Annotated in this window: 26 protein-coding genes; 18 read left to right on the top strand and 8 right to left on the bottom strand. The window is 49.8% G+C overall.

Annotated features, from left to right (window positions below; translation table 11 throughout):
* The first annotated feature begins 106 nt into the window (after window positions 1-106).
* The 5 genes from nudF (at window position 107) to parE (ending at window position 4,542) form a co-directional block, all read left to right on the top strand.
* The gene (nudF, locus tag ACXAG2_RS06065) at window positions 107-733 is read left to right on the top strand and encodes an ADP-ribose diphosphatase (protein ID WP_474845146.1); all 627 of its coding nucleotides are present in this window, start codon (window positions 107-109) and stop codon (window positions 731-733) included.
* Between the two features lie 38 nt (window positions 734-771).
* On the top strand, window positions 772-1,167 hold the full coding sequence (locus tag ACXAG2_RS06070; RefSeq protein WP_119500027.1) for a DUF1249 domain-containing protein: 396 nt from the start codon (window positions 772-774) through the stop codon (window positions 1,165-1,167).
* Window positions 1,167-1,901: a metallophosphoesterase family protein gene (locus tag ACXAG2_RS06075; RefSeq protein WP_474865177.1), complete on the top strand. Its 735-nt coding sequence runs from the start codon at window positions 1,167-1,169 to the stop codon at window positions 1,899-1,901. Before ACXAG2_RS06070 ends, ACXAG2_RS06075 begins: the two co-directional genes overlap by 1 nt.
* On the top strand, window positions 1,898-2,476 hold the full coding sequence (locus tag ACXAG2_RS06080) for a YqiA/YcfP family alpha/beta fold hydrolase (RefSeq protein ID WP_474865179.1): 579 nt from the start codon (window positions 1,898-1,900) through the stop codon (window positions 2,474-2,476). Before ACXAG2_RS06075 ends, ACXAG2_RS06080 begins: the two co-directional genes overlap by 4 nt.
* Window positions 2,477-2,649: 173 nt before the next feature.
* Entirely contained in the window at window positions 2,650-4,542 is a 1,893-nt protein-coding gene (parE, locus tag ACXAG2_RS06085) for a DNA topoisomerase IV subunit B (protein ID WP_119500030.1), read from the top strand.
* Between the two features lie 44 nt (window positions 4,543-4,586).
* On the opposite strand, the gene ACXAG2_RS06090 is transcribed toward parE, so the two are convergent.
* Entirely contained in the window at window positions 4,587-5,045 is a 459-nt protein-coding gene (locus ACXAG2_RS06090; RefSeq protein WP_474865181.1) for a GNAT family N-acetyltransferase, read from the bottom strand.
* 199 nt (window positions 5,046-5,244) lie between these two features.
* Between ACXAG2_RS06090 and ACXAG2_RS06095 the strand changes: the two genes are divergently transcribed.
* Window positions 5,245-6,867: a PAS domain-containing sensor histidine kinase gene (locus ACXAG2_RS06095; RefSeq protein WP_474865183.1), complete on the top strand. Its 1,623-nt coding sequence runs from the start codon at window positions 5,245-5,247 to the stop codon at window positions 6,865-6,867.
* A gap of 3 nt (window positions 6,868-6,870) precedes the next feature.
* Here the strand turns inward: ACXAG2_RS06095 and ACXAG2_RS06100 are convergent, their stop codons facing one another.
* Entirely contained in the window at window positions 6,871-8,049 is a 1,179-nt protein-coding gene (locus ACXAG2_RS06100) for a GGDEF domain-containing protein (protein ID WP_474865185.1), read from the bottom strand.
* Window positions 8,050-8,220: 171 nt separating this feature from the next.
* On the opposite strand from ACXAG2_RS06100, the gene ACXAG2_RS06105 reads away from it, so the two are divergent.
* Both ACXAG2_RS06105 and ACXAG2_RS06110 read left to right on the top strand, forming a co-directional pair.
* Entirely contained in the window at window positions 8,221-8,892 is a 672-nt protein-coding gene (locus tag ACXAG2_RS06105) for an HAD family hydrolase (RefSeq protein WP_474865187.1), read from the top strand.
* Window positions 8,893-8,972: 80 nt separating this feature from the next.
* The gene (locus ACXAG2_RS06110) at window positions 8,973-10,262 is read left to right on the top strand and encodes a hypothetical protein (RefSeq protein ID WP_474865189.1); all 1,290 of its coding nucleotides are present in this window, start codon (window positions 8,973-8,975) and stop codon (window positions 10,260-10,262) included.
* Between the two features lie 7 nt (window positions 10,263-10,269).
* Here the strand turns inward: ACXAG2_RS06110 and ACXAG2_RS06115 are convergent, their stop codons facing one another.
* Window positions 10,270-10,581 (bottom strand): hypothetical protein, encoded by a 312-nt coding sequence (locus ACXAG2_RS06115; RefSeq protein ID WP_303573810.1) that lies wholly within the window; start codon window positions 10,579-10,581, stop codon window positions 10,270-10,272.
* Window positions 10,582-10,730: 149 nt separating this feature from the next.
* Here ACXAG2_RS06115 and ACXAG2_RS06120 point away from each other — a divergent pair, with 149 nt between their 5' ends.
* Window positions 10,731-10,922 carry a hypothetical protein gene (locus ACXAG2_RS06120; RefSeq protein WP_119500038.1) on the top strand — a complete coding sequence of 64 codons (192 nt, stop codon included), beginning with the start codon at window positions 10,731-10,733 and terminating at the stop codon, window positions 10,920-10,922.
* Here ACXAG2_RS06120 and epmB read toward each other — a convergent pair whose 3' ends face one another.
* Complete coding sequence (epmB, locus tag ACXAG2_RS06125; RefSeq protein ID WP_474865192.1) at window positions 10,923-11,948, bottom strand: EF-P beta-lysylation protein EpmB; 1,026 nt, start codon at window positions 11,946-11,948, stop codon at window positions 10,923-10,925.
* Window positions 11,949-11,984: 36 nt separating this feature from the next.
* Here epmB and efp point away from each other — a divergent pair, with 36 nt between their 5' ends.
* From efp to ACXAG2_RS06145, 4 genes are all read left to right on the top strand, one after another.
* Window positions 11,985-12,554: an elongation factor P gene (gene efp / locus ACXAG2_RS06130; protein WP_119500040.1), complete on the top strand. Its 570-nt coding sequence runs from the start codon at window positions 11,985-11,987 to the stop codon at window positions 12,552-12,554.
* A gap of 92 nt (window positions 12,555-12,646) precedes the next feature.
* Complete coding sequence (epmA, locus tag ACXAG2_RS06135; RefSeq protein WP_474865194.1) at window positions 12,647-13,624, top strand: elongation factor P--(R)-beta-lysine ligase; 978 nt, start codon at window positions 12,647-12,649, stop codon at window positions 13,622-13,624.
* Window positions 13,625-13,842: 218 nt separating this feature from the next.
* Window positions 13,843-16,242: a TonB-dependent receptor gene (locus ACXAG2_RS06140; RefSeq protein WP_474865196.1), complete on the top strand. Its 2,400-nt coding sequence runs from the start codon at window positions 13,843-13,845 to the stop codon at window positions 16,240-16,242.
* A 129-nt stretch (window positions 16,243-16,371) separates the two neighbouring features.
* Window positions 16,372-16,905 carry a GNAT family N-acetyltransferase gene (locus ACXAG2_RS06145; RefSeq protein ID WP_474865198.1) on the top strand — a complete coding sequence of 178 codons (534 nt, stop codon included), beginning with the start codon at window positions 16,372-16,374 and terminating at the stop codon, window positions 16,903-16,905.
* A gap of 29 nt (window positions 16,906-16,934) precedes the next feature.
* Here the strand turns inward: ACXAG2_RS06145 and ACXAG2_RS06150 are convergent, their stop codons facing one another.
* Together ACXAG2_RS06150 and ACXAG2_RS06155 are read right to left on the bottom strand one after the other, a co-directional pair.
* A complete protein-coding gene (locus ACXAG2_RS06150; RefSeq protein ID WP_119500043.1) occupies window positions 16,935-17,534 on the bottom strand; it encodes a peptidylprolyl isomerase in 600 nt (199 codons plus the stop codon).
* Window positions 17,535-17,546: 12 nt separating this feature from the next.
* Window positions 17,547-18,740: a methyltransferase gene (locus ACXAG2_RS06155; RefSeq protein ID WP_474865200.1), complete on the bottom strand. Its 1,194-nt coding sequence runs from the start codon at window positions 18,738-18,740 to the stop codon at window positions 17,547-17,549.
* A 26-nt stretch (window positions 18,741-18,766) separates the two neighbouring features.
* On the opposite strand from ACXAG2_RS06155, the gene ACXAG2_RS06160 reads away from it, so the two are divergent.
* From ACXAG2_RS06160 to ACXAG2_RS06175, 4 genes are all read left to right on the top strand, one after another.
* A complete protein-coding gene (locus ACXAG2_RS06160) occupies window positions 18,767-19,420 on the top strand; it encodes an alpha-ketoglutarate-dependent dioxygenase AlkB family protein (RefSeq protein WP_474865202.1) in 654 nt (217 codons plus the stop codon).
* Entirely contained in the window at window positions 19,408-19,728 is a 321-nt protein-coding gene (locus tag ACXAG2_RS06165; RefSeq protein WP_474865204.1) for a BolA family protein, read from the top strand. Before ACXAG2_RS06160 ends, ACXAG2_RS06165 begins: the two co-directional genes overlap by 13 nt.
* Before the next feature lie 257 nt (window positions 19,729-19,985).
* Window positions 19,986-20,942: a TIM barrel protein gene (locus ACXAG2_RS06170; RefSeq protein ID WP_474865206.1), complete on the top strand. Its 957-nt coding sequence runs from the start codon at window positions 19,986-19,988 to the stop codon at window positions 20,940-20,942.
* 28 nt (window positions 20,943-20,970) lie between these two features.
* Window positions 20,971-22,590, top strand: coding sequence for a carboxylesterase/lipase family protein (locus ACXAG2_RS06175; RefSeq protein WP_474865208.1), 1,620 nt, complete (start codon window positions 20,971-20,973; stop codon window positions 22,588-22,590).
* A 100-nt stretch (window positions 22,591-22,690) separates the two neighbouring features.
* On the opposite strand, the gene ACXAG2_RS06180 is transcribed toward ACXAG2_RS06175, so the two are convergent.
* Window positions 22,691-23,623: an AEC family transporter gene (locus ACXAG2_RS06180; RefSeq protein ID WP_474865210.1), complete on the bottom strand. Its 933-nt coding sequence runs from the start codon at window positions 23,621-23,623 to the stop codon at window positions 22,691-22,693.
* A 196-nt stretch (window positions 23,624-23,819) separates the two neighbouring features.
* Between ACXAG2_RS06180 and ACXAG2_RS06185 the strand changes: the two genes are divergently transcribed.
* Entirely contained in the window at window positions 23,820-24,452 is a 633-nt protein-coding gene (locus ACXAG2_RS06185; RefSeq protein ID WP_474865212.1) for a phosphatase PAP2 family protein, read from the top strand.
* A gap of 1 nt (window position 24,453) precedes the next feature.
* Here the strand turns inward: ACXAG2_RS06185 and ACXAG2_RS06190 are convergent, their stop codons facing one another.
* The gene (locus ACXAG2_RS06190) at window positions 24,454-25,782 is read right to left on the bottom strand and encodes a nitrate- and nitrite sensing domain-containing protein (RefSeq protein ID WP_474865214.1); all 1,329 of its coding nucleotides are present in this window, start codon (window positions 25,780-25,782) and stop codon (window positions 24,454-24,456) included.
* Window positions 25,783-26,011: the final 229 nt, after the last annotated feature.

Consider the following 26,011-nt stretch of genomic DNA (forward strand, 5'->3'; position numbering starts at 1 on the left):
TGTAAGCTTGAGTACGGCTTTTTACCAGAAAACCAAAATGGTGATTTAAAAGCCGGTTTCAAGTTGACCAGTATCATAAGGCTTTTACATGCGAGAGTGAATGTAAATGAGCAAAAAAATCGGGATGTTTAACTCAAACGATATAAAGATTGAAGCAAAAACGCCACTGTATCAGGGCTTTTTTAAAATGGTGCGTTATGACTTCAAACACAAGCTGTTTGCCGGAGGATGGAGCGATACAGTGCGCCGTGAAATATTTGAACGGGGTCATGCCGTTGCCGTGCTGCCTTACGATCCTGATACGCAGGAATTCGTACTGATCGAGCAAATCCGGATAGGGGCAATGGCCACCAGTGATAATCCCTGGTTAATTGAAGTGATCGCCGGCATTATCGATGAAGGTGAAACCGAAGCGGATGTGTGTTGCCGCGAAGCTGAAGAAGAAGCCGGTATTGTACTCAGGCAACTGAGTAAAGCTACCAGTTACCTCGCCAGTCCGGGCGGCACCACGGAGCGTATTCATATTTTTATGGCCACCACGGATGCCACTACCGCCAGCGGTATTCATGGCCTTGATCATGAGTCAGAAGATATCCGAGTTCACCGTGTGGCAGAAAAAGACGCCCTTGAATGGCTGGAAAATGGCCGCATTGACAACGCTGCTACCATAATTGCGCTACAATGGTTCTTCATGCATAAAGAAGTACTGTTGAAAAACTGGAGTCAGGTTTGAATCAGACAACGCGAAAATATGTACCACATCTTCCCAGCATGCAGGCACTGTGTGAACTGAACTACAGCCGTTTCCTGCGTTTGCTGCCGGACTGTGATACCGAATCGCTTGTCTACCGGTTTTCTGTGGCTGAACAGTTTACTTATCAGATTACCATTGATGAGGCTGCCCGTTACACCACCACGCTGACGGTTTCTCAAAACAGTACCGGCACGCCGGAATATCTTAAACCGTCTATGTCTGTCAGGTTGTATCACGATGCCAGAATGGCTGAAGTCATCACCAGCCAGAACACCGGCGCGTTTGCCCCGTCATACGATTATCCCAACAGCAAAATGCGCCAGCGCAACGAGAAACTGATGATTAATATCTTTCTGGCAGAATGGCTGCAGTTTTGTCTGAAAAATAAACCTGTGGTATCGGCCCCGGTTTAATGCGGCTGCTGCAACTTTCCGATTGTCACCTGTTCGCCGATCCTGCTCAGACAGCATACGGTGTAAATCCTTATCAGTCATTGAACCGTGTGCTTGAATGTGCCGCCGGGGAAGCGCCGGACAATGTGATAATTACTGGCGATGTCAGCGGCGATAACAGCAAAGAAAGTTACCGGCATTTTCTGTCACTGATGGACCGGTATCTGCCCGGCTGTGAGTGGCGGGTCGTAGCCGGAAACCATGACAGTAACGCTCACTTTGAAGCTATATTCGCTGATCACATTCTTCATGCCGGCAACGCCTGGTGCATCAATAACTGGAAAGTACACGGGCTCGATACGCGTTTTCAGGGCGCCCGGGGACAAATTCTGCCGGCAGAATTGCAGGCGGTGAGTGCAGATATCAACAGTACCGCTGATTGTTTTCATTTACTGGCACTGCATCATCATGTTTTGCCTACCGGCAGCTGGATGGATAAACACGCCCTGGAAAACCCTCAGGATCTGCTGGCCTGGCTTGAGTCCGCTACCGGTATCGCTCTGGCAATACATGGTCATGTGCATGCCGGATTATGTTATGAAGCCGCCGGAATCTCCGTGCTGTCAGTACCCTCGACCTGTTGGCAATGGCAGCTAAACCCTGAATTTGGCACTGCTGCGTTACCCCCGGGATTCCGGGAAATTATGTTGTCGCCTGATGGCGAATGGACCTCTTCAGTCAGGAGAATTGAATGATTCACGTGTTGTACCTGCACGGCTTTCTAAGCTCACCAAAATCAGTAAAAGCGCAGCAAACTCTTGCCTGGTGTGAAAAGCACCGGCCGGATATCACGTTACATATCCCGCAACTGTCGAATTACCCTTCTCAGGTGGGGCTGCAACTGACAGACTATATTCAGGCCCATCCACAACTGACAGAAGCGGGTCTGCGTGCCATAGGCAGTTCAATAGGAGGCTATTTGTCTACCTGGCTGGTGGAGCAGTACGGCGGCAAAGCGGTATTGATCAATCCGGCGGTAAAGCCATTCGAATTGTTGCTTAAATACGTTGGCGAGCATGTTAACCCGTATACCGGTGAGCCTTTTAAGATTGTGCAGGAAGATATGGCGATACTGAAGGCAATGGACAGCGACAGCTTAGCGGCACCGGAAAACTATAAGGTACTGCTGCAAACCGGTGATGAAACCCTGGATTACCGCCAGGCTGAAGAAAAGTACGCTGACAGCGACCTTATCATTGAGCAGGGCGGCGATCACAGTTTTACCGGTTTTGAAAAACACCTGCCGGCTATTTTCCGCTTTCTTGATTAAAATCCGGCAGGGGGCTGTGTTGCAGCTTTTCCGCAAGTCAGCCGAACAGCCTGTGTCAGATGCCCGCCGGACGCAAACGGGCAATTGCTCACATAACTGATGCCTGCTAACATCGTTTAAAACTGTGGCACGCCCGTGCCTATAATAAACAGCGTCCTGGAATAAGCAGCACTATGTCTAATCAATATAATTCCGAAGCGATAGAAGTCCTCAATGGTCTGGACCCGGTTAAACGCCGTCCGGGCATGTATACCGATACGATGCGGCCCAATCACCTCGGTCAGGAAGTTATCGATAACAGTGTGGATGAGGCGCTGGCCGGACACGCGACGAATATCAAAGTGATCCTGCATGAAGATCAGTCGCTGGAAGTCATTGACGATGGCCGGGGCATGCCGGTAGACATTCACCCGGAAGAAAAAATGTCCGGTGTGGAATTAATCATGACCAAGCTTCATGCCGGCGGTAAGTTTTCCAATAAAAACTATGCTTTTTCCGGTGGTTTGCACGGGGTAGGGATTTCTGTTGTTAACGCTCTGTCCACCCGCGTTGAGGTAGTTATCCGCCGTGACGCAAACGTCTATCAGATTGATTTTGCCAATGGTGAAAAGGCGGAAGAGTTACGGGTCATCGACTCCTGTGGTCGCCGGAATACCGGCACCCGTGTAAGGTTCTGGCCTGATCCTCAGTATTTCGATTCTGCTAAATTCTCTGTTTCCCGCTTAGTGCACAACTTACGTGCTAAAGCGGTGCTTTGTCCCGGGCTGCGCATCCGCTTCGACAATAAAGTCAGCGGCGATACCACCGAGTGGTATTTTGAAGACGGCTTGCGGGACTATTTGTATCAGGCGGTGCAGGAGTTTGAAACGCTGCCGGCAGACACGCCTTTTATCGGAAACTTCTCCGGCAATGCAGAAGCTGCGGACTGGGCTGTCATGTGGCTGCCTGAAGGTGGCGAACTGGTCACCGAGAGTTACGTAAACCTTATTCCTACTGCACAGGGCGGTACCCATGTTAACGGTCTTCGTCAGGGCCTGCTGGAGTCTATGCGGGAATTTTGTGAATTCCGTAACCTGATGCCCCGCGGTGTTAAATTATCTCCTGATGATATCTGGGACCGCTGTGCTTACATTCTGTCGACGAAGATGCAGGATCCTCAGTTTGCCGGTCAGACAAAAGAACGTTTATCCAGCCGTCAGGCATCAGCGTTTGTGTCCGGCGTGGTTAAGGATGCTTTCAGCTTATGGCTGAACCAGCATACTGACGTGGCAGAAGCCCTGGCGGAAATGTGTATTAACAACGCCCAGCGCCGTCTGCGCCAGAACAAGAAAGTAGCCCGTAAGAAAGTCACACAGGGCCCGGCACTACCCGGCAAGCTCACAGATTGTTCCGGCCAGGATATTACCCGTTCAGAACTGTTTCTGGTGGAAGGGGATTCCGCGGGTGGTTCTGCCAAGCAAGCGCGGGATCGTGAGTTCCAGGCCATTATGCCGCTGCGGGGAAAAATTCTGAACAGCTGGGAAGTCGAGTCTTCTCAGGTACTGGGTTCACAGGAAATTCACGATATTTCCGTTGCGCTGGGTATTGACCCGGATTCTTCGGATTTATCCGGTTTGCGTTACGGGAAAATTTGTATTCTGGCTGATGCTGACTCCGACGGACTGCATATTGCCACGTTGTTGTGTGCCTTGTTCGTCCGTCACTTCCGTGCGCTGGTAGATGCCGGTCATGTGTATGTTGCCATGCCGCCGCTGTTCCGCATCGATGTGGGCAAAGAAGTGTTTTATGCGCTGGATGAAAGCGAGAAACAGGGCATTCTGGACCGTATTGAAGCTGAGAAGAAGCGGGGCAAAGTGAACGTGCAACGCTTCAAAGGTTTGGGTGAAATGAACCCTATCCAGTTACGTGAAACCACCATGGATCCTAATACCCGCCGGTTAGTTCAGCTTACCATTGATGACAGCACAGAAATGTTAGAGATGATGGATATGTTGCTGGCCAAAAAGCGCTCCGGCGACAGAAAGTCCTGGCTGGAAAGCAAAGGGAATATGGCCGAAGTGGTGTAATGCCCCGCTGCCATTATTAAAATTAAAAATAGCCACATCTGTGGCTATTTTTGTCTTGTAAGTTTCATATCAATATGGGGAATACCGTCTTCCAGATACATAGTGGATGTTGGCGTAAAGCCAAATTTTCCGTAGAAACCTGCCAGATGTTCCTGTGCGCCGATTTCAATATTCTGCTCAGGCCAGTATTCAGCGCAGTACGCTAATGCCTTTTCGATCAGAGTGTATCCCTGACCTGAACCGCGACACTGGCTGGTTGTCAGCACCCTGCCAATACTGACTGACGGATAGCTGAGACCGGGCGGTAACAAACGTGCATAGGCAACAACGTCTCCGTTCTCATAACCAAGCAGATGACGAACACCAGCCTGAGTATCTTTATCATCCAATTCAGGATAGGGACATTTTTGCTCTACGACAAACACATTTATTCGTGCCTTAACCAGGGCATACAGTTGGGTGGTTGTGAGCTCACCGAAAGTCAGGCATTGCCAGTTGAGCATAGTATTATCAGCATTGTTTTTAAAATGAATAAGGGGAATGTATCAGGCTTATCGGATTATTGCACCGGCATTCCGGAAGCATAGTCCATTATTTCACCTGTATATCAGGTGGCACTCTGGTCAATCTTTGCTAATTTTTGTATGAGGCGGCAATCAGGCCGCTTTCTTTTTTAGCGATCCGGCTTCGGAACATTTTTCAATGAAAGACATCAGCTTGCACGATAACGGATTTGAGGCCGTTTTCAGGGCCTCAAAAGATGGTCTGGGTATTTTCCGCGAAGGTATACTCTTCGATTGTAATCAGTCGATGCTGGATCTGGTCGGCATCGCTGATAAAGAACAGTTCATCGGCCTGACGCCTTTCGATTTTTCTCCTGAATTTCAGCCTGACGGCCAGGTGTCGGCTGAGAAAGGCGCAAAGCTCATTGAGCGTTGTATGGAGGAGGGGAGTTTACGATTTGAATGGCTGCACTCCAGATTCAACGGGGAGCCATTTTGGGCGGAGGTCATCTTCACAAAAATGATGATGAACGACGAAGTTGTGGTGCACGCAAACTGGCGGGATATTTCTGAAAAGAAAAACCTTGAACTGGAAATCGCTGCACAGAAAGATGCCTTTGAAACACTATTCAATGAGTCAGTAGACGGATTATGCCTGCTCACCAGCGAGCACTATCTGGATTGCAACCGCGCCTTTCTCGATCAACTGGGATTCAGTAAAAAAGAAGACATTATTGGTCTGACGCCCATGGATATTTCGCCCGAATATCAGCCGGATGGCCGGCCGTCTGAAGAGGCTGCCGTAGAGATCATCGAAAATGCGTTTAATAAAGGTAGTGTGCGGTTCGAATGGGTGCACAAAAAAGCCTGCGGGTCAGAATTCTGGTGCGAAATTATTGTCACCCGAATTACTCTTGGCGGAGATGATGTGCTGTACGCCATCACCAGGGATATATCTGAAAAGAAAGCACTGGAATTACAAATTGTAGAGCGCAATGCGGCACTGAAAGATTCCAATGCCAGCCTTGAAACCATGATCAATGATTTGAAGCAAACTCAGGATAAGTTAATCGAGTCTGAGAAAATGGCCAGTTTAGGGTCGCTGGTGGCGGGGGTGGCTCACGAAATAAATACGCCGGTAGGGATTGGCCTGACGGGGGTAACCCAATTGATGGAAGAGTGCACAGATATCCGTCAGCGTTACGATAAAGGCAGCCTGACAGAAAACGACTTCGAAGACTTCCTTAACAGTGCCAATGAAATCGCTGATATCGTGAAAAAGAATCTGGTAAGAACCGCTCATCTGGTGAGAAGCTTCAAGCAAGTTGCGGTGGACCAGACCAGCGAGGAAGACCGCGAGGTGAACCTTAAGCAATACTTCGATGAAGTGGTGTTCAGTCTTGCCTCGGTGTTACGAAAAGCCAGTGTCGTGGTGGATATTCATTGCCCTGATAATCTCAATGTTATTACTAACCCGGGTTTGTTGTCTCAGGTACTGACCAATCTTATAGTCAATTCGGTAAATCATGGGTTCAGTGAGCGTGACAGCGGGCATATTGCCATGACGCTCAGTGAGCTGAACAGTCACGAATTTTTGCTGGTGTACAAAGATAACGGGAAAGGGATCAGCGAGGAAAATGCACCGAAAATCTTCGACCCGTTTTTTACCACGCGCCGGGGGACCGGCGGCACCGGACTCGGGCTCAATATCACTTACAATATTATTACGAATGCATTGGGCGGAAGCATTAAATGCAGAAGCAAAGAAGGCGAAGGCGTAGAGTTTACCATTCAGTTTAAAGTGACTGACCGGCTATTGTAATGTTCAGCCCTTGACCAGTGACAACGCATTTGCTGTAAGAAAGCGGGTGTTATTCCGTCCGCCTTTTTTCGCCGCATAGAGTGCGTCATCAGCTCTTTCCAGCACCACATGCCAGCCCAGATCGCCCTGTTCCATGGTGGCCATTCCCACACTGACAGACAAGGGAAGGGATTCGGTTCCCATACACAAGGGCGTGGACTGAATAGCGAACCGCACACGTTCAGCAATAGCTTTCACATCGCTGACTTTCAGCCCTGCCAGCATGATCACAAACTCCTCGCCGCCAAGACGGAAGTGATAGTCGTACTCCCGGGTGGCTTCCCTGGCGACATTAGCAATATGACGAATGGCTCTGTCGCCGGTTGTGTGTCCGTACTGGTCGTTTACATTTTTAAAAAAATCGATGTCGAAAGTGACAAACGCGAAGGAAAGCTGATTACGCTGGCAGCGGGTAAATTCTCTGCTGGCAGATTCATTCAGGGCATGACGGTTAAACCAGCCGGTAAGCGCGTCGGTTCTGGATACGGTTTTAAGGGTGACTTCCCGTTTCCAGGCGTGAACAAATATTAATCCCAGTGTCAGGCCGGAAATGTACAACAGCACAACCAGTGAATTAGTGGTCTGAATAAGATCGTTACCAAGGAACTCAAGGTGGTCAGGGAAAAGAAGAATTGCCACAGCACTGCCGGCGGTGTGAACAATGAAAAGCAGAATAATCGTCATGACAGCCCAATAACTCTTACCATGGGCCGAGTGTCTGAAGCGCCACAAGTGGAAGACGCTCAGCAGGTTTAATGTCAGCATAACCGGGTAAATGGCCAGCATGCGGAATTCCACATTGCTGCTGATTGCATCGTTAAAATGCATCAGCAAAACAAAAGCTGAAAATACACCAATGGAAAGGTGGCTGTTCACCGAGCGGGTTTGCGATGTAATCCCACTGAGCACAAAACCATGGGCGGCGATATACAGTGTGTTAGATAACACAGGAGTAAGAAGCCAGGGCACGGTGCGAACAGACGCAACAAGGATTAACAGGCTGCAGGCGAGAAAACAGACGCCGGCCAGGGACCAGTCACGCATGGCTTTATCAGCGGTGTTGGTCAGAAAGAGAGCTGACAGCGTAATGGCCATCATTGCACTTAGTAAAACCGTGCAGAGGGAAAGCGTAAAAAAGTCCATGTGAGTTCCACGTCAGGGAAGAAATATCGAAATCCGTGATATGGAAAAGTAATTTGCAGCAATACCGGATGCAATTCAATACTAATGCGATGAACGGATTAAGATTGATCCGAATTCGGGGTAAGGTTAGTTTTAATGAGATACCCGCTTAAACAAGGACATTCACACCCGATGACATCTCCCCGCGCAATCAGCCAGTCAACCCGCGCCATTTTGTTTGATCATGACGGTACCCTCATTGATTCTGAACAGGTGCATTATGAAATCTGGCGAACAGTGCTCCGCCAGCATGGTGTGAGCCTGACTGAAGCTTTTTACAGCGATGTAATGGCCGGAATTCCTGTTGCCCAAAACGCGGTTGATGCAGTGACAACATTTGAGCTGCCCGTTGCAGCAGAAAGTCTGGCAGTAGAAAAACATGAGCAAACCCGCCGGTATCTTGCAGAGCAGCCTTTTCCATTGATGCCTCATGCAGTACAGACCATTAAAAAGTGTTACCAGAGCGGGTATCAACTGGCCATCGTGACCGGTGGAAGCCGCATTTCAGTAGAGCGTACGCTGGAGGCCAGGAACCTTCGTCATATGTTTTCCGCAACGGTATCTGTTGAAGATGTGACTGACAGCAAGCCGTCGCCGGATTGCTATCTGCTGGCCATGAAAAAACTGGGACGCCAACCACATGAATGTGTAGCCGTCGAAGACACGGAACATGGTATGCGGGCTGCGGTGAATGCCGGTGTGCCATGCGTCGTTATTCCCACAGTCCATTCAGCCGGACATAATTTTAACGATGCCACATCCAGATATTCATCCCTTCAGGCATGGTGGATGTTAGAGTCCTGATTGTCTGAAGACAAACCGGGATTGAATTTATTCCGGAATTCACAAAGAATAATAACCTTCGGTTTAAGAGGCGGATCCGTTTGCGAATATTACGTGGTGTCATTATAGCGTTGCTGGTGAGTGTATTGCTGGTGGCGGGACTGATTGTACTGATGATAGAAAGTGAACCTGTGGTTGATGTGAAAGCAGCGGAACAGGTGGCAGATGCCGATACCGTACATGAACTGCTGGCTCAGCTGGAATCCAGTGTTTCAGATCGCCATCAGGGCCACACTATTACTATCACAACTCAACAGTTTGACTCCATTGTGGGTTTCTTGCAGCGTGCCACGCCGGACTTCCGCGGTAAGGTAACTGTGCATCCCGATGCTACCCGTTTACAAGCCAGCATTGCTATTCCGGTGGATTTATTTGACAGTTACCTGAACGTTGATGCCACGATTTTGCCGGCTAATTTTCTGTTGCTGGATGAAGTGAAAATTGGCGATTTACATATACCCGGGCATCTGGCGGTAGGGTTGGCCGAGTGGTTGGTTAACCGCTGGACTAAAAGTGATATCGCCACTCAGGCAAGGGAACAGATTGAAAAAGTCAGTATGACTGAACAGGAAATGATGGTCAGTCTGCGTCCTATGGACGGCTTCCTGCGCAATCTGAACGAAGTCAAAAATGGTTTATCGGTGGATCAGGACGACGAGCTGCGGGACTTAACGGCCTATTACCTGCGCTACATCTCTTTTCAGGATATTACCCTGGCGGATACCCCGCAACCGGCAGTGGATTTTATCCGTCTGACCATGAAGCGCGCAGCTCAGCGAAGCACACCGGAAAACGCGGCGGAACATAACCGTGCAGCCATTCTGGCGCTGGCAATTTTTATTGGCCATCACCGGGTTGCCAACTTCGTCGGAGACGTTCAGCCTGATGCGGATAAAGCCCTGAAACCGCTAACGCCACCACTACTGCGGGGCCGCAACGACCTTGCCAGACACTTCCTGATTTCCGCTGCATTAAAAGTATTAAGTGAGCAGGGTGTCACACTGGCAATCGGCGAATTTAAAGAGTTGATGGACCGTGCCATGGGCGGAAGCGGTTATTCTTTCGTGGATCTGACTGCTGATATGGCCGGGATTGAGTTTGCGCGTGTGGCAACGTCACCGGTTCATGCCGTCCGGGTGCAGCAACTATTATCTGAAATGCATGACGACGATGTGATCATGCCGCCGGTTGACGGTCTGGCAGAAGGATTGTCGAAAGACCAGTTTATTGAACAGTTTGAGCGGGTAGACAGTGACGCCTACCTGCAGGAAGTGGCAAAGATAAAGGCCCGTCTTGCAACCGTGCCTCTTTACCAACTTGAAGACAACTGAGGGCGGGTCAGGCTTTGCCTACCGCCTGAAACTGTGACAGGGTCGTCAGCGCCAGTTCTATCTTTTTCACCAGCGGAGCGAGGCCTGCTTTGAAGGTCGCTTCGTCAGCGTCTTTGATGGCCTGCCAGTCGCGGGCGATTTCTTCCACGTAGGGTGAAAAGCGTTTTGACTGTGTTTCAAACCCGCTGTCTTCTGCGAATACAGCCTGAAACTTGCCTTTCTGAACCTGTTGTAACTGGTCCAGCACCGCATCGGCATCTATCGCTTTGCGGTAGAGGGTTTGTAAGGTTTCCTGAAGTTGTTCGTTAATTGCCTGCATGACTTTCCGGATTTCTGCTAAAGTTTATGAGTGTATGGTCGATAACGATATACCCGTACTGCATCGATAATGATTGAAGCAGTACGCTGATGAAGGTGGGCAATTCTGCCTACTTTTTTACTTTGCTACAAGCAACAAAGGAAACTGGTATGGATATACAAGGTGCCGGTGCATCTGCAACATCCGGTGCGTCGCTTGAGTTGGCCTCTCTTAAAATGGCGAAAAGCCAGCAACAACAAGAGGGACAAGCAACGCTTCAGCTGCTGGAATCAGCCGCTGACGTACCAAAACCGTCATCCGGTAATCCGTCGTTGGGTGCCAACGTCGATACCTACGCGTAATTACGGGTGAATATGTAAGTCGACAGGCGTTTTGCCGGGCTGGCCACCGATTTCTCTGGTGAGTTTCGGTACCAGAAAACCCGGTAAGCGCTTTATTACTTCCGCCATCAATGATCTGGCTTCATCGTCAGACACTTCAAAGTGGGCCGCGCCCTGAACTTTGTCCAGCAAATACAGGTAGTAGGGCATCACGCCTGCTTCAAAAGACGCTTCCTGCAAATCGACCAGTGCATCAGCCGTATCATTAACGCCTTTCAATAATACTGCCTGATTGAGCAGCGTCACGCCATGCCTGCGTAATGCATCTAAACGGTCGTTCAGTGCCGGACTGAATTCATTGGCGTGGTTAGCATGTAATACCAGAATCGTTTTCACCGGCAATGACGTTAACCAGTCACTGAACTCTGCGTCCAGGCGTTGGGGGAGCACGACCGGCAGGCGTGTATGAATTCGCAATCTGCGGATATGGGGGATCCGTGATATTTCACCGGCCAGCCAGGCCAGATGGGTATCTTTTGCCATCAGCGGATCACCGCCCGAGAAAATCACTTCGTTAATGGCCGGATCGGCAGCAATATAAGCAATGGCGTTTTCCCATTCCTGTTTGCTCACCGCATTGTCGGCGTAGGGGAAGTGGCGACGGAAGCAGTAGCGGCAGTTTACAGCGCATCCGCCTTTTACAATCAGCAGTACCCGACTCTGGTACTTATGTAATAAACCCTTACCGGCAGTGTCATGTTCATCCAGTGGGTCGGTGCTGTAGCCCGGGGCGGCTTCAAATTCCTGAGATAAAGGCATTACCTGGCGGAGCAACGGGTCATGCCAGTTACTTTTTTCCATCAATGAGGCGAAGTGGCGGGGGACGCGCATGGGAAATAACCGTCGGGCAGCGCCGTGATGACCCAGTTGATCTACATCGAGATCCAGGTAGTCCAGCAGGTCTTCCGGGCGGGTAAACGCCATTGCAAGATCTTTTTGCCAGTTTGTCTCTACAGACAGCCGATTTTTAGGTATTATTTGCGCCACTTCGTATTTACACCTTATGTATTGGCAGAGAAAAATATGGCTTTTTACAGCACTAACGAATTCAAAGGCGGCCTCAAGATCATGCTTGACGGCGAACCTTGTAACATTCTGGAAAACGAATACGTAAAACCGGGTAAGGGCCAGGCTTTTAACCGTGTTAAAATCCGTAAGCTGATCTCCGGTAAAGTTCTGGAAAAAACGTTCCGCTCCGGTGAAACCGTAGAAGGCGCAGACGTGATGGATACAGAACTGGCCTACCTGTACACCGACGGCGAATTCTACCACTTTATGAATAACGATACATTCGAACAAATCGCTGCAGACGAAAAAGCAGTGGGTGAGAATGTGAAGTGGCTGAAAGAAAACGATGTGTGCACCATCACACTGTGGAACGGCTCTCCTATCACAGTAACTCCGCCTAATTTCGTTGAGCTGGAAATCACGGAAACAGACCCTGGCCTGAAAGGCGATACAGCGGGAACCGGCGGCAAGCCTGCTACGTTGTCTACCGGCGCTGTTGTTCGTGTACCTTTATTCGTTCAAACCGGTGAAGTTATCCGTGTGGATACCCGCTCCGGCGAATACGTATCACGGGCGCAGAAGTAATCTGAACCCGCTGCCGGCCGGTACGCACATACGTGCACCGGCCGGATATATTCTTATGCCTCTCCGGCCTCATCATTCCCCTATCCGATCACATGTCATCAAATACTCCCTGGCAACCCACCGCATCGCTGAATAATTTGCTTGAGCGTGCAGAACTGCTGCGCCAAATCCGTGATTTCTTCGCCGGCAGAGGCGTGCTTGAAGTCGATACACCATTGCTGAGTCACGGTACCGTTACCGATGTGCATCTGGCTGCCTTTTCCAGCGAGTTTGATCACAGCGTGACAGGCAGAAAGGAAACCCTGTATTTGCAAACGTCGCCGGAATACGCCATGAAACGGTTATTGTGTGCAGGCTACGGTTCGATTTATCAGATTTGCAAAGCGTTTCGCCATGAAGGGGCAGGGCGCTTTCACAACCCTGAATTTACTATGCTGGAGTGGTACCGTACCGGCTATGACCATCATCAGTTGATGGCAGAAATGGACACCCTGCTGCAACTGACATTGTCGACCGGAACTGCGGAAAAAATCAGTTATCAGGATGTATTCCTCAGGGAATTAAACGTCGATCCTCTTACCGCCACAGTTGACCAACTGCAGCAAACCGCTTTGCAACGCGGGCTGGATATGCATGCCGGTATGCCGGAAGACGCAGATACACTGCTGCAACTGCTGTTTAGCCTTTACATCGAGCCCCGTATTGGCGCTGCCGTGCCCTGTTTTGTTTACGGCTTTCCTGCCTCGCAGGCAGCACTGGCAAAAGTGAGTGAAGAGGATCCCCGTACTGCTGATCGTTTCGAAGTGTATTTTAAAGGCGTGGAACTGGCGAACGGGTTTAATGAACTGGCTAACCCCGCGGAACAGCGTCAGCGCTTTCTTAACGATAATGCACAACGCCGTCAAACCGGCTTACCGGAACTGCCGGTGGATGAGCATTTCCTCTCTGCGCTGGAGCAGGGATTACCTGACTGCGCCGGCGTGGCAATGGGTATCGACCGATTGCTGATGCTGAAAACAGGTGCTGAACATATTCAGGACATCATTGCGTTCCCCGTATCGCGGGCCTGAATAAATTCCCTTATCCTACCCTGACAGTATTTTCTGCTTTTTGAACGATTCCTGAAATCAATCTGTGATAATTTTGCAAAGTTTATGGCATGATATGTTATATCATCGATAAAACGCTGATGTTGTCGACAAAATGCCGTTGACGTTAACGCTAATTCGCTTGAGAATGTTATAACATTACGAAACAGGCGATAACTCAGTAGTTAACGGAAATCACCATGCATACTCCCTCTCTTATAGCTGTTGCTTTGATGACAGCATTCAGCAGTGCCGCACTGGCCACGACAATAACAGGTAAAGTCACTGATCAAGCCGGCGCTCCCGTTGCAGGAGCAGAAGTCTCAGTAGAAGGTTCAAGGCGCGTAGTCTATACCGACGAAAATGGCATTTATTCAATGGATAATGTCACCGCACAAGACGTCCATATTCATGTGGCAACGCCGAAATATCTGCATGGTGATAAAGATTTAGGTCCCGTTTCTGAAGACCAGCAGGTTAACTTTACGCTTCTGCCAGCTTCCATTGAGAACATCACGGTAACTGCTACCGCAATGCAAACCTCTGTACTGGAAAGCGTGACGCCGGTCTCGGTTATCGGCGCAGAAGAACTGCGCAGAAAACAACAGCCGACTTTGGGTGAAACACTGAAAACTGTCCCGGGTGTGCATTCCAGTTACTTCGGACCGGTCTCAAGCAGTCCGGTCATTCGTGGTGCCGGTGGTCCGCGGGTGAAAATCGTGCAGAACGGTCTGGATGTATCTGATGTATCACGAATTGGTCCTGATCATAACGTAGCGGCCAGCACTTCCAGTGCCACTCAGGTGGAAGTACTGCGCGGTCCTGCCACATTACAATATGGCTCCGGCGCGATCGGCGGTGTGGTCAACGTGGTCGACAAACGTATTCCTCAGGAAATGCCATACGGCACAGAAGGGGAAGCAGAAATGCGTTATTCCACCGTGGACAACGGTAAGTTCGGTAAGGTGGACGTGACCACCGGAACCGGCAATGTGGCATTTCACTTTGATGGTTTCAAACGCAAAACCGATGATGTGGATATTCCAGGCTACTCAGAGGCTGAGCCGGATGATGATGCCACCTACGGCACACTGGCCAGTACAGATATGGATACAACCGACTTCAATGCCGGTATCAGCTATGTAAAGGACGAAGGCTTCTTCGGCTTTTCTGTAGAAAAACTGGATAACCTGTATGGCGTGCCCGGTCATCATCATCACCACGAAGAAGAAGAGGAAGCGGCAGAGGAAGAAGGCGCAGAAGAAGGTACCAAAATTGATGTGGATATGACCCGCTATCAACTGGCCGGCGAATGGCATTCGCCCACTGCCGGTATTGATAATATCCGGTTCTCTGCTGCTTATACAGACTACACCCACGTTGAAATTGAAGATGGCGAAATTGGTACGCAATTTAATAATGAAGGCGTGAATGCCAAGCTGACGATTGCTCATACCGGTATTGCCGGATGGCATGGTGTATTTGGTTTCCAGCTGACGGACAGCGATTACGAAGCGATTGGTGAAGAAGCATTTTCCCCGCCAACCAGCACAGATACACAAGCTGTTTTTCTTATTGAACAGAAGAAAGTGGGCGACGTGACTTTTGAGTTGGGTGGCCGTCTTGAGCAAACCTCCTACGATGCGGATGACGCTGAAGTGGAACTTCATGTGGAGCACCTTGACGAAGAAGAGCATGAGGAAGAGGAAGAACATGAAGAAGAGGCTATGGTCTTCAACTTCCCTGACTATGACTTCACCAGTGTTTCGGTATCTGCCGGTGCAAACTGGGAATATCAGCCGGGTTACTCTGCCGCACTGACATTATCCCGCAATGAACGTGCGCCAAGTCAGCAGGAATTGTTCTCCGGTGGTCAGCACATTGCGACCCGGACTTATGAAGTCGGGTTGGTGTATCAGCTGGATGATGAAGGTGAGTTATCTGACACGCTCAGAAGTGTAGATGAAGAAGTCAGTACCAACCTGGATCTCACATTCCGTAAATTCAGCGGCAACTGGGGTTACACTGCGTCACTGTTCTACAACCAGGTAGACAACTACATTTATGAAAGTGGTACAGGCCTGATTGCTGTAACCGAAGAGCATGAACACGAGGAAGAAGGGGCAGAAGAGGAAGGTCATGAGGAAGAGGGCACACCGGTGTACTACTTCCGGCAATCCGATGCTGACTTATACGGTATGGAAGCCGAGGTGTTCTACAACATTACCGGTGAATGGCGTGTGGATTTATATGGTGACTACATTCGTGCCAAACTGGATAACGAAGACTTGCCACGCATTCCGCCTCTGCGTATCGGCTCGTCAATCCGTTATCAGGGGCAATCACTTTCCGGTGAGTTGGGTGTGGAATGGTATGACGACCAAACCCGTACTGCACCCTATGAAACCGCAACCGATGGTTACACCTTACTGAATGCCAGTGTTGAATACGACATTGCATCTGCCGGGGTGGACTGGGTGCTGTTCGCTACTGCAGACAACATCACAGACGAAGAGGCCCGCGTGCACACGTCGTTCCTGAAAGATTTAGCGCCGCTGCCCGGCCGCAACTTCTCGGTGGGTGTAAAAGCCGTGTTTTAAGTCCCTGGCATGCCGGCATGGTGATGTGTGTGTTCGTGTAGTAACTGAATCTGTCAGTTTGCTGCGTGAAGCCGGGCCGGCGAGACGCTATACTGACTCCCGTTATGGTTTTCCATTGCGGGAGTTTTTTTGTTAAAAGGCACATCTTTGATTCTTTCTACATCGCGGCTGCATCTGCGCAAGCCGGTGGCTGATGATCGCAACTGGATTTTTGCGTTAAATCACGACCCTCTGTGGCTACGTTTTATTGGAAACCGGGGTGTACATACACTTAAAGATGCGAACCGGTATATTGATAGTGCGCTGGTGCATTTTGAAAACCATGGCTATGGCTTGTTTGCCGTAGAAGATAAATTAACCGGTAAACCGTTGGGGATGTGTGGTTTGATAAACCGTGGTATTTTCAGTGCGCCTGATTTAGGATTCGCCTTGCTTCCGCAAGCCCGCGGGCAGGGGATTGGTGGCGAAGCCGGTGAAGCGGTTATCAGCTATGCCAGAGACACCCTTGGCGTGACTTACCTCACTGCGATGACTCATGCTGATAATACTGATTCTCAGAAACTGTTAATGAAACTGGGCTTTAAGAAGCGGGGCAATCTGTTTATGTCAGGTGTCTTTGCGCAACATTTTTTCTGGCTGGATTTAAAAACGCGGCAGCGCTGAATTTACGCGCTGCCACAGCGTCAGCTTTTTTACACCGCCGGAAGTAAAGTGACAGATTTCAGAATGATGGGCTCTTTAGGGGAATTCGGTTCACCCAGTGCCGGCTGATAGTCCAGTTCTACTTCCATCATTTTTTCCACAACAGCTTCGCCTTCCACAATCATACCGAACACGCTGTAACCCCAGTCTCTGCCGGGATCCAGGTTGGTATTGTCATTCATGTTAAAGAAGAACTGTCGTGTCGCTGAATGCGGGTCGTTCTGGCGTGCCATGGAAACCGTGTACATCTTGTTGCTCATGCCACTGCCGGATTCGTTGAAAATCGTGCCGTAATCCGGCTTTTCATCAAACTCAGCATTATAACCGCCACCCTGGACGATATAGCCGGGGACAACACGGTGGAAGATGGTGCCGTTATAGCTTTTCTTATCAACGTAACGCAGGAAGTTATTCACGGTGATAGGCGCACGGCGGCGGTACAGTTCGACGACAAAATCGCCCATTGTGGTTTCCATTTTCACCCGCGGGTAATAATTGTCCGGCTGAATTTGTGAGCCGTCATCTTTTGGTTTTGCTGCAATAACCGGAGTGGTTACTACAACTAAAGCCAGCAGCAAAGCACGCAGCATAGCATTCTCCCTTTATCGTTTTGCACAACTTAAAATAACAAACTTCTGATGGCTGGCAACTTGCGTTACGCCACCAAACAGGCGCTTTAATTTAACATGGTAATCGAGATGGCGGTTACCCACCACCACCAGATGTCCGCCTCTGGCCAGACTGGCTTTGGAATCTGAAAACATTTGCCAGGCAATGTGGTCGGTGATCGCGTTCTGCTGATGAAAGGGGGGGTTGCAGAACACTTTGCTGAATCCGCCCTCTTCAGCCTCTTTCAAGGCGTCAAGGCAGTTCGATGGCACAAATTCACATTGCGCCAGTTGTTCAGGAAAGTTCTCTGCCACGTTTTGTCTGGCTGAGGCCAGCGCCATGAATGACTCATCAACAAAGGTGATCCGCGCCTGTGGTGCCAGTGCCAGCGCGTTCAGACCTAAAATGCCGTTGCCGCAACCAAGATCAATAACCCGTTCGTTGTTGGTCACGTTCATATGATCAATCATGAACCTTGCCCCGATGTCTAAAGAGCGTCCGGAGAATACATTGGCATGGTTGGAAAGTGTCAGCGTTACGCCGTTCTGGCTTTTCGCTGTCCAGCGCACCGGATAAGGAGACTGTACGGGCTTTTTCAGTATCGCTTCATCCGGCTTTGCAAAAATAAGGCGGGATTTTTTCTTTGCCAGTGAAGTGGTGGTGTGACCGGTGTATTTCTCAAACAGCTCCAGCACATTTTTCGTAATGGCCTTCACTTTCGCACCGGCCACAATACGAGTTTCAGGGGTAATGACTTCCTGTAACATAATCAACTGATGTTCCAGCAACGCAAGAGTGCGGGGTATCTTGATAATCACCGTTTGCGGCTTTTCCGGCAACGGAGCAAGGCAATCAGCAGCATTTAATGATGAGGCTACCAGTCCGTTGTCATCCTGTGTGGCGGCAATATTGTTACCTTCCAGGTTGTCAGCAAGTGAGCGGTGAGCAATCCATGAATCTGAAATCCAGCATGGATTATCAGTGGCATACCAGCAGCCCAGGGTGCCGAAGTCATCATTAAATATGATACATTTGCCGGGGCCTTCAGGGGCTTCTGTGGCAAGATAATCGATGATCAACTCATCGGCGCTGTCCCAGGCCTGTAAACTGACATGCTGATGTTTTGCCGGGTGGCGTATTAAGTTCAGTTCGCGGTCGCGAAATACAAAGGCTGTGTTGTCGCTCATGGTAACGTTAATCGGGTTCCGGATTTATGCAATTTTCACTGTTCGATGATGGCTGTAACGCCGGCGCTGCGCTTCAGAAACTGGCGTTACCCGGCGCGGATGTTACTTACATACCTGGCTGGATCGGGCCGGATGATGCTGACGCGTTGTACGCATCGCTGGCCTCATCGTTAAACTGGTCACAGGATACCATTAAACTGTTTGGTAAGCCGGTTAAAATTCCGCGTCTGCAAGCCTGGTATGGGGATGCTGTCAGCGAGTATTCCTACTCCGGCCTGACGATGTTACCGCGCCCCTGGACCGCTGATCTGCTGGCGTTGAAAACCCGTTGCGAAAACACCGCCGGTTGCAAGTTTAATAGTGTGCTGGCGAACTGGTACCGGCACGGGCAGGACAGCATGGGCATGCATGCTGATGATGAAAAGGAACTAGGCGTACAGCCGGTTATTGCATCTGTGACTCTCGGTGAAGCGAGGCCCTTTTTATTACGTCACCGCAGTGGTGCTCCGTCAGTGAAGATCAGTCTTGAGCATGGCTCACTGCTAATCATGCAGGGTGACACTCAGCGCAACTATCTGCACGGCATCAACAAGACGACCCGGCACGTTGATGGTAGAATTAATCTAACTTTCCGATTTATCTATCCCGCTGTGCCGGAGCAGAACCCATGCAAAATGTAAAACAGTTTATCGAACAGCAACTTAATGATGCTCTCACACCTGTGTATCTTGAAGTGCTGGATGAAAGTCATATGCACAATGTGCCCGACGGTGCCCAGAGTCACTTCAAAGTAACGGTGGTGTCTGAAGCGTTTGTTGACGTACGTCGGGTGTCCCGTCACCAGAAGGTGAACGGTTTGCTGGCTGAAGCTTTACAGGGGCCGGTACATGCACTGGCTTTGCACACGTATACCCCTGAAGAATGGGAAGCCAGAGGCGGCAGTGTAACCCCGTCACCGGATTGCCTGGGTGGCAGTAAGTTGGGATAATTTTCCATAATTTTTAAAGAGAAAAAGAGCACGCCGGTCGTGCTCTTTTTTGTTTTTTGACCCGCCGGGAAGAGGAAGGATTTCAAACCGGCGTCCGGTTCTGTCACTTGTCTAAAAACGTTAAACAATAGTTGTAAAATGATATCGATGTCATTAATGTAAAGGTTCTAAAGTGGGTGTAACAAATAATTAACTTCTTGCAGGCTCAACGGGACCAACATGTTGAGCCTGTTTCTTACCGGAGAGAGGAAACAATAATGACTTCGTCACTTACCCGTCGACATTTTCTTAAAGCCGGTCTGGGCGTAGCCGGTGTGCTGGCAGCGCCGGGACTGATGGCCAACGCGATGACCGGAGGCTGTAATGCAGCTTCTGGCAGACCTTACGGCGTTCAGATGTACATGCTGCGAGACATGTTTGCAAAAGATCCCGCCGGTACAATTAAAAAACTGGCTGCAGCCGGTTTCAAGCAGCTTGAAATGTTCGGTGTAGGTGGCTCAGTGAATGCAGAAGGCGCGCCGCTGTTCGGTTTAAGCATCGATGATATGGCAGATCTGATGGCAGAATATAAGCTGACAGTGCCGTCTGTACATATTAATTCCGACCTGGAAGACATTGAATATATTAAGGAACTGGGCAGCAAACTGAATATCGATTACTTCATCGAGCCCATGGCCGGCGAGTTCCTGAATTTCAAAGATGGTAAAGTAAACCTGAACACCCCTTCTTCTGTTGACGAAGTTAAAGCTATTGCTGCACGTCTGAACAAACGTGGTCAGACAATGAAAGAGCTTGGTTTCAAGTTCGCGTACCACAACCATAACTTTGAGTTCGATAAAGTGGACGGACAGGTGATTTTCGACATCATGATGGAGAACACCGACCCGGAGCTGGTTAAAATTGAGCTGGATTTAGGTTGGGTTGCGGCAGCCGGTCATGATCCTGTTGCCATGCTGAATAAATACAAAGGCCGTGTTATCGGCTGTCATATGAAAGATTACGACGGCTCGGTTCCACTGAGTGATGATCCGCGTATGATCATTCCTGAAATGTCACGCATCTCAACCCCGGGGGACGGCAAATCAGACTTTGCCGCCATCGTTAAACACCTGAACGAAAATGACGTGAAGTACCGTTACGTAGAAGTGGATGTAACAGATACGCCGTTTGAAGATGCTGTGCGCGGACTCTGTCATCTGAGTGCGTTAGGTTAACCGTGGATCAGAATAAGGAACGTTTGTTATGAAAAAACGGCTGTTTGCTTTGTCTGCTGTTGCAGCAGTAATGTTAAGTGCCTGTGGTGAGAAAGTGGCTGAAACTCCTGCGCCGGTAGCTGAAGATGCATCACCGCAGGTAACGGTTAAAAATGGTACGCTGCAGGGCGTTAAAGATGATGATATCCGCGTTTTTAAAGGGATCCCTTACGCAAAACCTCCGGTAGGTGAAAATCGCTGGCGTTCTCCTCAGCCCGTTGCAGACTGGAACGGTGTGAAAGAAGTGCTGGATTACGGTAACGACTGTATGCAAAAGCCGTTTCCAAGTGACGCTGCACCGCTAGGGAAAGAGCCTGCGGAAGATTGTTTGTACGTTAACGTATGGACACCGCTGGAAGATGATATCAAGCGTCCTGTGGTTGTGTGGATCCATGGTGGTGGCTACGTGAATGGTGGTGCATCGCCTGCTACCTATGACGGCAGCGAGTTTGCCCGTGCCGGTGTGATTTTTGTCAGCTTTAACTACCGCCTTGGCCGGTTTGGTTTTTTCGCACATCCGGCGCTTTCAGCCGCTGAAGAAGGTCCGTTAGGCAACTACGGTTTTGAAGATCAGATAGCCGCCATGCAATGGGTGAAAGATAACGTGGAAGCTTTCGGTGGCGATAAGAATAATGTCACCATCATGGGCGAATCTGCCGGCGGCGGTTCTGTACACAATCTTATGCAGACACCGGGTGCACGGGGTACCTTCCAGCGGGCGATTATTATGTCCGGTGGTGGCCGTTCATTAACCGGCGAACGCAGCTTAACGGAAGAAGTAAACGGTCAGCCTTCTGCGGAGCAGATTGGCGTTAATTTCGCTGAAAAGAATGGCATTTCCGGTAATGGCGCAGAAGCGCTGGCTGCTTTGCGGGCATTGCCGGCAGACAAAGTGGTAGATGGCCTGAATCTGATGGCACTGTTCCAGCCTCCCGGCGGTGTACCGACGTATGTTGGCGGCCCTATTGCTGATGGTGACATTGTACAGGGCAGCACCCAGTCATTGCTTGAGCAGGGTAAAGTCGCGAAAGTGCCGGTAATGGTGGGTACGACCAGTCAGGATATCGGATTCAACATGTTCCCGGATAAAGAGGCATTGTTCGCCTCATTCGGTGAGTACGCGCAGGCAGCGAAAGATGCCTATGACCTTGAAGGAACCGGTGAATTACAGGATATCGGAGCGGAAGTGGCTCAGGACCGTATGATGCAGGAGCCTGCAAGGTTTGTTGCTGAGCGTATGACGGATCTGGACGAAAATGTGTATATGTACCGGTATGGTTACGTGGCAGAAAGTGTCCGTAACGGGAAGGGCGCACCTCATGCCAGTGAGATCCCGTTTTTCTTTAAAACGGCCGATGTGAAGTATCCGGATGCCACTGAGCAGGATCTGACTGCCTCTGAACTGGTTTTCGACTACGTGGTGAGCTTTATCGAAAATGGTGATCCTAATGTGGCCCGGTTGCCGGAATGGAAGCCGTACGACAACGAGGCGCATAACATCATGACTTTCACCATGGACGCTACGGCGGTGCATGGTGAAGACCCCTGGACAGAGCGTCTGGATGTGGTTCAGCGTTCAACCGAAGCGGCTCAGGCAGCCATGCGTTAACCGTGTTTTCAGCGGTATTTAAACGTAAAAGAGCGCATAAATATGCGCTCTTTTTTGTTTTCATTATCTGTTCATTACGCAGAGGCTTTATTTCAGGCCACTATACCAGGTTCAGAGCAGTCAATGTTCCGAATGCCAGTGCTGTTATTGGTAATGAAACTAGTGTGGATACAGCAATAATACTGGCAGCCAGCCGGTGGTCTCCGCCCATATTTCTTACCATCACATAGCTGGCAGCGGCTGTCGGAGCAATCGACAGGAGCAGCACTATCCCCAGGCTCATTCCGGTAAATCCGGCAAGATACGCCAGCCCTACCATCAGCGCGGGATAAAGAATGCACTTGCTGGCTGTACTCAACGTGATGTTAAACCAGTCGGCGGAAAATGATCGGAATTGCAGCGAGGCGCCGGTACAGATGAGCGCAAGCGGTAAGGTCAACTGGGAAACATACTCGCCGGTTTTAAGAATGGCGTCAGGCAGTGTCCATGAGTAATAGGAAAAGGGCAGCGCCACGACAATGGAAATGATCAGCGGATTTTTAGTGATACCCTTGATTTGTTTGCTCACCGAGCGGTGGCCGGTCTGATAAAAGTTAAGCACAATCACAGACAAAATATTAAATAAAATTGTGACACAGCCCAGGTATACAGATGCGGCAGCCAGGCCTTCGGGCCCGTACGTATTGGCGCAGTAAGCCAGGCCGATAATACCCACATTGGCTCTGAAACCACCCTGAACCACAACACCTCTTGCCTGATAAGGCGTCACCGTCATCCTTGCCGTAAGCACCAGCAGAGCACACATGATGAGTGTGCCGGCAATACCCACCCCAATCAGCGGAAAGTTTGCGGCATGGGCAAAGTCGGCCTGACTGATAGATAAAAACAGCAATGCAGGTAATGTGACGTTGAAAACCAGTTTAGAACCGGCTTCAACAAAACTCTCGTTCAGCCATTTTATGCGGAAAAATAACCAGCCCATCAGCAATAAAATCAGCACGGGTAATAAGGTTTCAGTGATAAAGGAAAACATGGGCAGTCAATACAGGAGATGATGGCGGCCATTATATCAAGATTTTCGATACTTGAAGGGGGTGTAACAGCAAAATCTGTTGTATTCAGCGTATTGATTCTTCTGGTAAAGCGATCCAAAGCTGCGCTCAAAAGGAATAAAGACTATCTGTCAGTGACCCTTCGTTTCTATGCAATCCGATCACATCAGGCCATCCGTGTTGCGACTCATGGCTTTTGCCGGACTTTCCGGTTTACTTCTGCTCGCTGCATGGGCACATCTTGACCCAGTGCCCGCCATCGATAAAAGCATTATGTTGATGTTCCGCCGTGCCGGAGACCCGGGGCAGCCAGCAGGGCCGTTATGGCTTGCGGTACATTTCCGTGACATGACCACCCTGGGCAGTAACTGGTTTTTAATTGTGATCACCGGCCTGGCAGCTCTGGTGTTACATAAAAAGGGGCAGACCCGTCACGCTGTTTTTCTGATAACAACAGTACTGTCCGGTATGGTTGTCAGTTTTGCACTAAAATATGGTTTTCACCGGCCACGGCCAGATCTGGTTCCTCATATTACGAAGGTATACACCAGCAGTTTTCCTTCAGGCCATGCCATGATGTCATGTTTAACGTATCTTTGTCTTGCGTTCACCGGTGCATCAGTAAGTGGCAACCCGTCGTTGACCCGCTGGTTTTCCGGTATTGCCATGTTAATTATTTTGCTGGTCGGCATGAGCCGTGTGTTTCTGGGGGTTCACTGGCCCACTGACATTCTGGCAGGCTGGTGCGCGGCTGTCCTCTGGCTGTCACTGGCTTTAATGACGGCGGCACACGTACGGCGAACTGGATGAATCATTTACTGCCTGATGTGGCTTTTACCACACGTTCCGCTACATCAATCAGGCGACAATTCTGATCCATCGCTGTTTTTTGCAGGCGACGGTAAGCCTGATCTTCGGTTAGTTGCCATTGCTGCATAATAAGCAGTTTGGCACGGTCGATACATTTTTGATCGGTAATCGCCTGGCGGGCTTCCTCCAACGCTACTGACATGTTTTTGATGTGTTCAGTCTGATCGCATAACAAGTCGTAAAAAGACCGGTGTGCGGATAAATTTTCCGCATTGGAAATGGTATCCGGACCGGACATTTCTGAACCCCGTAAGCCCGGCATTTGCGGATCAAACAGCATTGTCAGTGGTGTGCCCGTTGGATTAGGTTGTTGTTCCAGCGTTTTTACCCGTTGATGATGATTTTTCAGCTCGGCATCTGCACGACTGACCAGCTCTGAAGCCAGTGAAATGAGTTTGGCGGTCAGAGCTTCGTCAATGGATTGCATGGCATCAATGCGGGTGGTGGCAATGTCATACCATACTTCACTGATTTGTCCGTCAATGGGACTGCCATCAGCCAGTTGTTTTATCATTGTTCGCAGGCGGGTAAGGTCGGCCTGGGCATCGCTCTGACAGATGTTCTCCCACTGTTGCAGTGTTTGCGGATCCGCAAAAGCCGTAAAAATGTCAAAGCTGTGTTGCTGATCCTGCTGCAGTTGATCAAGGCGGTCGCACAATGACTTATTAAAATGGGTTTCAGCAAAGCCAATAGCACCCCAGGCCCGCTCTTGTCCGGCCAGTTCTTTACCCTGTAAAAAATTGAACAGCGCCACCAGAAGCCGGGTGATATCCGGATCGCTCGCTACGTCAGCGGCCTCAAAGATAACCGAGAGTAAACCCGTTACCAGCCGGCAGTATGCCTGTGTTGACTCAAGGGATGTCAGTGCCTGTTCAGCTACCTGATCCCGCAGGGAAGAAAGGTTATCCAGCCCTTGTAGCGCCATGGTGATGCTCACCAGTAAGCGCATGTTAGCGGCACTTTCATCACCTGAGAGATATAGAGATTTTAGCTGGCTGCGTAAGGTTTGTTCGGCAAAATTACTGTCTGCAATCTGATCTTCCCGTTGCTGACCAAACCGTTCCCCTTTCGACGCAAGATATACGTTGCTGATACCGCGCTCCCGCTGGAGTTGATGGATCATGTCTTTCACTGAGGTCACCAGTTTGCAGTTGGATGCCAGTTGATTAAGTGCGTGAATTTCGGCGTGCTTTGCCGCCAGTAGGAACCGTTTTGTCGCTTCGCTGAATACTGCCATGGTGGTGCTGGTGTCTTTCTGTGGTGGTCGCAATCGACGTTGCCTGTTTATAAGATTTAGCAAAGCCTGTTCCACCATTTTAACCTGTTGATAATAAGGGATTAGTTTCCTTTGGCTAACTTGTTAATACGCAATCCGTTTGGCTTTGACGGAATTTTCCCCGTTTCACATGAAATTGCGGATCTTCATTGTGCGCGGATGAACTTTTTTGGTGCAATAAATAAATGAATGCTCGGCAAGTCACACGTGAATATTCATAACT

The sequence above is a fragment of the Alteromonas sp. ABH4_456 genome, from assembly GCF_056160645.1.

What these genes read in the sequence shown, in the direction of transcription:
- nudF (WP_474845146.1), top strand. Translation starts at nt 107, where the DNA reads ATGAGCAAAAAAATCGGGATGTTTAACTCAAACGATATAAAGATTGAA.
- ACXAG2_RS06070 (WP_119500027.1), top strand. Translation starts at nt 772, where the DNA reads ATGCAGGCACTGTGTGAACTGAACTACAGCCGTTTCCTGCGTTTGCTG.
- ACXAG2_RS06075 (WP_474865177.1), top strand. Translation starts at nt 1,167, where the DNA reads ATGCGGCTGCTGCAACTTTCCGATTGTCACCTGTTCGCCGATCCTGCT.
- ACXAG2_RS06080 (WP_474865179.1), top strand. Translation starts at nt 1,898, where the DNA reads ATGATTCACGTGTTGTACCTGCACGGCTTTCTAAGCTCACCAAAATCA.
- parE (WP_119500030.1), top strand. Translation starts at nt 2,650, where the DNA reads ATGTCTAATCAATATAATTCCGAAGCGATAGAAGTCCTCAATGGTCTG.
- ACXAG2_RS06090 (WP_474865181.1), bottom strand. Translation starts at nt 5,045, where the DNA reads ATGCTCAACTGGCAATGCCTGACTTTCGGTGAGCTCACAACCACCCAA.
- ACXAG2_RS06095 (WP_474865183.1), top strand. Translation starts at nt 5,245, where the DNA reads ATGAAAGACATCAGCTTGCACGATAACGGATTTGAGGCCGTTTTCAGG.
- ACXAG2_RS06100 (WP_474865185.1), bottom strand. Translation starts at nt 8,049, where the DNA reads ATGGACTTTTTTACGCTTTCCCTCTGCACGGTTTTACTAAGTGCAATG.
- ACXAG2_RS06105 (WP_474865187.1), top strand. Translation starts at nt 8,221, where the DNA reads ATGACATCTCCCCGCGCAATCAGCCAGTCAACCCGCGCCATTTTGTTT.
- ACXAG2_RS06115 (WP_303573810.1), bottom strand. Translation starts at nt 10,581, where the DNA reads ATGCAGGCAATTAACGAACAACTTCAGGAAACCTTACAAACCCTCTAC.
- ACXAG2_RS06120 (WP_119500038.1), top strand. Translation starts at nt 10,731, where the DNA reads ATGGATATACAAGGTGCCGGTGCATCTGCAACATCCGGTGCGTCGCTT.
- efp (WP_119500040.1), top strand. Translation starts at nt 11,985, where the DNA reads ATGGCTTTTTACAGCACTAACGAATTCAAAGGCGGCCTCAAGATCATG.
- epmA (WP_474865194.1), top strand. Translation starts at nt 12,647, where the DNA reads ATGTCATCAAATACTCCCTGGCAACCCACCGCATCGCTGAATAATTTG.
- ACXAG2_RS06140 (WP_474865196.1), top strand. Translation starts at nt 13,843, where the DNA reads ATGCATACTCCCTCTCTTATAGCTGTTGCTTTGATGACAGCATTCAGC.
- ACXAG2_RS06150 (WP_119500043.1), bottom strand. Translation starts at nt 17,534, where the DNA reads ATGCTGCGTGCTTTGCTGCTGGCTTTAGTTGTAGTAACCACTCCGGTT.
- ACXAG2_RS06155 (WP_474865200.1), bottom strand. Translation starts at nt 18,740, where the DNA reads ATGAGCGACAACACAGCCTTTGTATTTCGCGACCGCGAACTGAACTTA.
- ACXAG2_RS06160 (WP_474865202.1), top strand. Translation starts at nt 18,767, where the DNA reads ATGCAATTTTCACTGTTCGATGATGGCTGTAACGCCGGCGCTGCGCTT.
- ACXAG2_RS06165 (WP_474865204.1), top strand. Translation starts at nt 19,408, where the DNA reads ATGCAAAATGTAAAACAGTTTATCGAACAGCAACTTAATGATGCTCTC.
- ACXAG2_RS06170 (WP_474865206.1), top strand. Translation starts at nt 19,986, where the DNA reads ATGACTTCGTCACTTACCCGTCGACATTTTCTTAAAGCCGGTCTGGGC.
- ACXAG2_RS06175 (WP_474865208.1), top strand. Translation starts at nt 20,971, where the DNA reads ATGAAAAAACGGCTGTTTGCTTTGTCTGCTGTTGCAGCAGTAATGTTA.
- ACXAG2_RS06180 (WP_474865210.1), bottom strand. Translation starts at nt 23,623, where the DNA reads ATGTTTTCCTTTATCACTGAAACCTTATTACCCGTGCTGATTTTATTG.